Raw genomic sequence first — 5226 nt, forward strand, 5'->3', positions numbered from 1 at the left:
CCCCGCGTGGCGGAACTGTTCGAGGCCCGTCGTCCGAAGGATCACGCGATCATCGCCGAAACCGACGGCTATGTCCGCTTCGGCAAGGACTACAAGAACAAGCGCCGCATCACCGTGGAACCGGTCGATGAGACGCTGACCGCCGTCGAATACATGATCCCCAAGGGCAAGCACATTCCGGTTCAGGAAGGCGACTTCGTCCAGAAGGGCGACTACATCATGGACGGCAACCCGGCTCCGCACGACATCCTGCGGATCATGGGGATCGAGGCGCTTGCCAACTACATGATCGACGAAGTGCAGGACGTCTATCGCCTGCAGGGCGTGAAGATCAACGACAAGCACATCGAGGTCATCGTCCGGCAGATGCTGCAGAAGTTCGAGATCCTCGACTCGGGCGACACCACGCTTCTGAAGGGCGAACAGGTCGAGAAGATCGAACTGGACGAAGAGAATGCCAAGGCCAATGCCCGTGGCGGCCGCGAGGCGAAAGCCGAGCCGGTCCTCCTCGGGATCACCAAGGCAAGCTTGCAGACCCGCAGCTTCATCTCGGCGGCCTCGTTCCAGGAGACGACCCGCGTCCTCACCGAGGCTTCGGTGCAGGGCAAGCGCGACAAGCTTCTGGGGCTCAAGGAGAACGTCATCGTCGGCCGGCTGATACCGGCCGGGACGGGTGGCGCGACCAGCCGCGTGAAGAAGATCGCCGCCGACCGCGACCACACGGTCATCGAAGCGCGCCGGTCGGAGGCCGAAGAAGCCGCCGCCCTGGCCGCCCCGATGGCGGTGATGGAACCGGACCTCGACGCCGATCTCGACACGGGCCTGGTCGACACGGTGGAAAGCCGCGATTAAGCCGCGCGGCCTTCGGGCAAGACGATACCCCCGCCGGTCGCAGGACCGGCGGGGTTCTTTTTTGTCTGCAACGTTGCCGGGATGCAGGTGGCCTGCTACGGTGCTCCACCGGAACACCAACAAGAGGCGGCGATGAGTGTCCACAAGCAGAGCGTCAGCTTCACCGATGCGGCCTTTGCCTTTGCGCGCGATCTTGTCGAGGCTGGAGAATACCCGAACGTCAGCGCTGCGGTTTCTGGTGAACTGGCACGGGCCAAGGCGGCCAGAGAACGCGACCGCGCTTTGCTCGAAGCCGAGGTGCAGCGGCGCCTGGCCCTGCCGCCCGATCAATGGGAACCGGTGGCTCCGCTGGGCGAATTTACCTTCAACGCCCGCAATCATCTCGCCGCATTGCGGCAGAGGAACGAGAAGCGCACAAAGCTCTGATGCGGCAAAGCAGGCACCCTCTGGTCGAGCGGGATCTGATCGGGATTGTCGAACATATCGTCGAGGTGACGAACGGCGACTTCGCTGCCGCTGAACGACGGCTTGACGAAATCGACGCGTTGCTACGCAGCATTGCCGCAAACCCTAGCTCGGGCATCCGTTTTTCGGGGGCACTCGAAGGTTGGCTGGTCCGCCATGGCGGGCGGGGCAATCGTTTGACTGTCGTGTTTCGCCTGAACCCACAACGCGACCTGCTTCAGATCGCATTGGTTGCCTTTGGCGGGCAGGACTGGATGGCTCAGGGAAAGGGCAGGAAAGACGCCGAATTCTAGCAGGCCATGGTGAAAGCGCTGCCGTAACTTCCATGGAACCAAACCTTTCCACCCGGTTAACGCCTGCACCTAACCTCTTGTTTTCAAACGCCCCGAAAATCTGCCCGCGCGCGGGCACTTCCCCTTCCCCCTGCCGCCTGCTACCCAAGCCTGATCAGGTGAAGGACCCGCGACTTGCCCCCCTCCGAGAACCTCCGCGGCATCCTTCTGATGTGTGCCTCTATGGCCGCCTTCACCGTCAATGACACCTTCATGAAATCGGTGACGCAGAGCCTGCCGCTTTACCAGACCATCGGCCTGCGCGGGATGATCGCCGTCATCGGCCTCACCATCCTCGCCCTCGCCACGGGCGCCTTCGCCTTCCGCCCGAACCGCCGCGACGCGGGCTTCATTCTCCTCCGCTCGCTTGCCGATGTGGCCGCGACGATCACTTTCCTGACCGCGCTCCTGCACATGCCGATCGCCAATCTCTCGGCCATCCTCCAGGCGCTGCCGCTGCTGATCACCCTCGGCGCAGCGCTGGTCTACGGGGACAGGATCGGCTGGCGGCGGATGACGGCGATCCTCGTCGGCCTGATCGGCGTCCTGATCATCATCCGGCCCGGCACCGAGGGCTTCGACCGCTGGTCCCTCCTCGGCCTCGCCTCGGTCGCCTGCGTGGTCGTGCGCGACCTCTCCGTCCGGCCCCTGCAAGGCCATATCCCCACCTCGCTCGTCGCCCTCGGCGCCGCCGTCGCTGTCACGCTCATGGGCTGGACCGGCACGATCTTCCAGGGCTGGCAGACCCCCACCGGCTGGGAGGCCGCCCGTATCCTCGGCGCGGGGCTGTTCCTGATCGTCGGCTACCTCACCTCGGTCGCCGCGATGCGCCACGGCGATATCGGCCTTGTCGCGCCCTTCCGTTACACCTCGCTCCTCTGGGCCATCGCCCTAGGCTTCCTCGTCTTCGGCAACCTGCCCGATGTGTGGACCCTGACCGGCGCCGCCATCGTGGTCGCCGCAGGGCTCTTCACCCTCTGGCGCGAGCGGGCCCTTCGCCGCCGGACAGCCTGACCGGCAGGGCAGGGGGGCCGCATTGACACCCCCCGCGATTCCTCCTATACGCCCGCCAACCCGAAGATCCGGTCGCGACCGGGCCAAGGGCTCAGAGCGCTTGAAGTGGTCATGATCCGGGTGTGATGCACCCCGATCCTCTGGAAGTCCACCGCGTCATCCCCACCGGGGATGGGTGCGGTGTTCGTGTTTTGCGATTCGCGCAAGGCACGGTCGAGAAGCGGCGCCCCCGACGGCTAGGGGGCGAGTATCGAAACGAGGAACGTGAATGCCGACGATTCAACAGCTGATCCGGAAGCCCCGGGAAGCAGCGCCGCGGAAGTCCAAGTCCCAGCACCTGGAATCCTGCCCGCAAAAACGTGGGGTCTGCACCCGCGTCTACACCACCACCCCGAAGAAGCCGAACTCGGCCATGCGGAAAGTCGCCAAGGTGCGCCTGACCAACGGTTTCGAGGTCATCTCCTACATCCCCGGCGAAAAGCACAACCTTCAGGAACACTCTGTCGTCCTGATCCGTGGCGGCCGGGTCAAGGACCTTCCGGGTGTGCGTTACCACATCCTCCGCGGCGTTCTGGACACCCAGGGCGTGAAGGAACGTCGTCAGCGTCGTTCGAAATACGGCGCCAAGCGTCCGAAGTGAGGAGATAACAGATGTCCCGTCGTCACGCCGCCGAAAAGCGCGAAATCCTGCCCGATGCCAAGTTCGGCGACCGGGTGGTCACCAAGTTCATGAACAACCTGATGCTGGACGGCAAGAAATCCGTCGCCGAAGGCATCGTCTACGGCGCGCTCGACCGCGTCCAGACCCGTCTGAAGCGTCCCGCCGTCGAAGCCTTCCACGAAGCGCTCGACAACGTGAAGCCCTCGGTCGAGGTCCGCTCCCGCCGCGTCGGCGGTGCGACCTACCAGGTCCCCGTCGAAGTGCGCACCGAACGCCGTGAGGCGCTGGCGATCCGCTGGCTGATCACCGCCGCCCGCAAGCGCAACGAAAACACGATGGAAGAGCGTCTGGCCGCCGAACTGGCCGACGCCGTGCAGAACCGCGGCACCGCCGTGAAGAAGCGCGAAGACACCCACAAGATGGCAGACGCGAACAAGGCGTTCAGCCACTACCGCTGGTAAGAGGACATCATGGCACGCGAATACACGCTCGACCTCTACCGCAACTTCGGGATCATGGCCCATATCGACGCGGGCAAGACCACGACGACCGAGCGCATCCTCTACTACACCGGCAAGTCCCACAAGATCGGCGAAGTCCATGACGGCGCCGCCACGATGGACTGGATGGAGCAGGAGCAGGAACGCGGGATCACCATCACCTCGGCCGCGACCACGACCTTCTGGGAAAAGACCATCGACGGCACCTCGCCGACCTCGAAGAAGCACCGCTTCAACATCATCGACACCCCCGGCCACGTCGACTTCACCATCGAAGTCGAACGCTCGCTCGCGGTGCTCGACGGTGCCGTCTGCCTGCTGGACGCCAACGCCGGCGTCGAGCCGCAGACCGAAACCGTGTGGCGTCAGGCTGACCGCTACAAGGTGCCGCGCATCGTCTATGTCAACAAGATGGACAAGATCGGTGCCGACTTCTTCAAATGCGTCCAGATGATCAAGGACCGCACCGGCGCGACCCCCTGCCCGATCGCCCTGCCGATCGGCGCCGAGGACAAGCTGGAAGGCATCGTCGACCTCGTCCTGATGAAGGAATGGGTCTACCACGGTGAAGACCTGGGCGCGACCTGGGACATCCGCGACATCCGCGCCGACCTGAAGGGCGTGGCCGAAGAATGGCGCAGCAAGCTGGTCGAACTGGCGGTCGAGCAAGACGACGCCGCCATGGAAGCCTATCTCGAAGGCAACGAGCCTGACGAGGACACGCTCCGCGCGCTGATCCGCAAGGGCACGCTGGCGATGGCCTTCGTTCCGGTCACCGCCGGGTCGTCCTTCAAGAACAAGGGCGTGCAGCCGGTGCTGAACGCGGTGATCGACTATCTGCCTTCGCCGCTGGACATCCCGCCCTACCTGGGCTTTGCCCCCGGCGACGAGACGGAAACCCGCAACATCGAGCGCAAGCCCGATGACGCGCAGCCCTTCTCCGCGCTCGCGTTCAAGATCATGAACGACCCCTTCGTGGGCTCGCTCACCTTCACCCGCATCTATTCCGGTCAGCTCAAGAAGGGCGACCAGATGGCGAACTCGACCAAGGGCCGCAAGGAACGGGTCGGGCGGATGATGATGATGCACGCCATCAACCGCGAGGAAATCGACGAAGCCTTCGCGGGCGACATCATCGCGCTGGCGGGCCTGAAGGAAACCACCACCGGCGACACCCTGTGCGACCCGGCGAACCAGGTGGTTCTGGAAACCATGACCTTCCCCGAGCCGGTGATCGAGATCGCCGTGGAGCCGAAGTCGAAGGCCGACCAGGAGAAGATGGGCCTCGCCCTCGCTCGCCTGGCTGCCGAAGACCCGTCGTTCCGCGTCGAGACCGACCTGGAATCGGGCCAGACCATCATGAAGGGCATGGGCGAACTTCACCTCGACATCCTCGTCGACC

6 protein-coding genes and 1 pseudogene are annotated in these 5226 nt (G+C 64.4%); all 7 read left to right on the forward strand.

The features are described 5' to 3' along the window. Positions 1-852, forward strand: a pseudogene (locus tag V7Q39_RS19060) (DNA-directed RNA polymerase subunit beta'); the annotation flags it as partial. Between the two features lie 81 nt (positions 853-933). Continuing rightward, positions 934-1278: a hypothetical protein gene (locus V7Q39_RS19065; protein WP_333818192.1), complete on the forward strand. Its 345-nt coding sequence runs from the start codon at positions 934-936 to the stop codon at positions 1276-1278. Further along, positions 1278-1610 carry a type II toxin-antitoxin system RelE/ParE family toxin gene (locus V7Q39_RS19070; RefSeq protein WP_333818193.1) on the forward strand — a complete coding sequence of 111 codons (333 nt, stop codon included), beginning with the start codon at positions 1278-1280 and terminating at the stop codon, positions 1608-1610. Before V7Q39_RS19065 ends, V7Q39_RS19070 begins: the two co-directional genes overlap by 1 nt. A 174-nt stretch (positions 1611-1784) precedes the next feature. Next, a complete protein-coding gene (locus tag V7Q39_RS19075; protein WP_333818194.1) occupies positions 1785-2663 on the forward strand; it encodes a DMT family transporter in 879 nt (292 codons plus the stop codon). A 268-nt stretch (positions 2664-2931) separates the two neighbouring features. After that, positions 2932-3303: a 30S ribosomal protein S12 gene (gene rpsL / locus V7Q39_RS19080; RefSeq protein ID WP_125325006.1), complete on the forward strand. Its 372-nt coding sequence runs from the start codon at positions 2932-2934 to the stop codon at positions 3301-3303. Between the two features lie 11 nt (positions 3304-3314). After that, complete coding sequence (gene rpsG, locus V7Q39_RS19085; protein WP_137110177.1) at positions 3315-3785, forward strand: 30S ribosomal protein S7; 471 nt, start codon at positions 3315-3317, stop codon at positions 3783-3785. A 9-nt stretch (positions 3786-3794) separates the two neighbouring features. Beyond that, positions 3795-5226, forward strand: a 1432-nt coding sequence (fusA, locus tag V7Q39_RS19090) for an elongation factor G (RefSeq protein WP_333818196.1), incomplete at its 3' end; no start/stop codon positions are given.

This window comes from Tabrizicola sp. (assembly GCF_036781545.1).
Taxonomy (GTDB): Bacteria; Pseudomonadota; Alphaproteobacteria; order Rhodobacterales; family Rhodobacteraceae; genus Tabrizicola.

Excerpts from the sequence above, each read along its gene's own strand:
- V7Q39_RS19065 (WP_333818192.1), top strand. The coding sequence starts at position 934 with ATGCAGGTGGCCTGCTACGGTGCTCCACCGGAACACCAACAAGAGGCG.
- rpsL (WP_125325006.1), top strand. The coding sequence starts at position 2,932 with ATGCCGACGATTCAACAGCTGATCCGGAAGCCCCGGGAAGCAGCGCCG.
- rpsG (WP_137110177.1), top strand. The coding sequence starts at position 3,315 with ATGTCCCGTCGTCACGCCGCCGAAAAGCGCGAAATCCTGCCCGATGCC.
- V7Q39_RS19070 (WP_333818193.1), top strand. The coding sequence starts at position 1,278 with ATGCGGCAAAGCAGGCACCCTCTGGTCGAGCGGGATCTGATCGGGATT.